The organism is Mesorhizobium sp. M2A.F.Ca.ET.067.02.1.1 (genome assembly GCF_004023285.1).
Taxonomy (GTDB): Bacteria; Pseudomonadota; Alphaproteobacteria; order Rhizobiales; family Rhizobiaceae; genus Mesorhizobium.
Genome location: NZ_RZSB01001325.1, coordinates 1 through 711, shown reverse-complemented (window position 1 = coordinate 711; position 711 = coordinate 1). Strand labels below are relative to the sequence as shown.

The window sequence follows — 711 nt, the reverse complement described above, 5'->3', positions numbered from 1 at the left end:
CTGCCGATAGCCGTCTGCATCGGACTGGGAGCGCGAGATGACGGAGCTCAACTCGTCACGCTGCCGGTCGAAGCTTTCCAGCTTGGCATCGTAGACCGCCTTGCGCCGATCGAAGATCGAGGCCTGCAATGTCCAGCTTGGGTCTAGTCCATCATAGCTGAACGGCTTGCCGTCGGCTTCCGCCCTCAGGCGCGCCACTTCGGCTTCGAGCGTGGCGACCTGGGTGGCCAGCGCGGTAAGGTCCGCCGAGGCGAAGGTGGCATCGAGGCGCGCCAGCAACTGGCCCGCCTTCACACGCTGCCCCTCGCGCACCTCGATCGAGCGGACGATCGCAGTCTCCAAGGGCTGGACGACGATGTTGGGCGATTGCGAGACTACCAGCCCCCGTGTTGTGACAACCTGGTCGACAGGGATCAGCGCTGCGAGCGCGATCAAGGCGACGACCATGCTGGAGATGATCCAGACGATGCTGCGTGCGACCCGTGGAATGGGCGCGTTGACGACCGCCGTCGATGGCCACTGGAATTCGAGGATGGCAGGCGCCGTCGGATCGCCGGCCTCTCGCCGGCGCCGGCGGACAGGAAGGGTTGAATAGGTTGTGCTGCTCATGGCCGGCCCAATCTAAGCAAGCCTGGGCGGAACGGCCGCCAAGCGGCCGTGCCGACCGTCAAGATGTCGGTTTTGCTGCAGCCAAAGCTGGCGGTAGAGGGC

Annotated in this window: 1 protein-coding gene; it reads right to left on the bottom strand. The window is 65.3% G+C overall.

What is annotated here, in order from left to right; genetic code table 11:
- Positions 1-609: biotin/lipoyl-binding protein (locus tag EOA28_RS37605; protein ID WP_128315938.1), on the bottom strand; the 609-nt coding region annotated here is incomplete at its 3' end.
- Between the last annotated feature and the right edge of the window lie 102 nt (positions 610-711).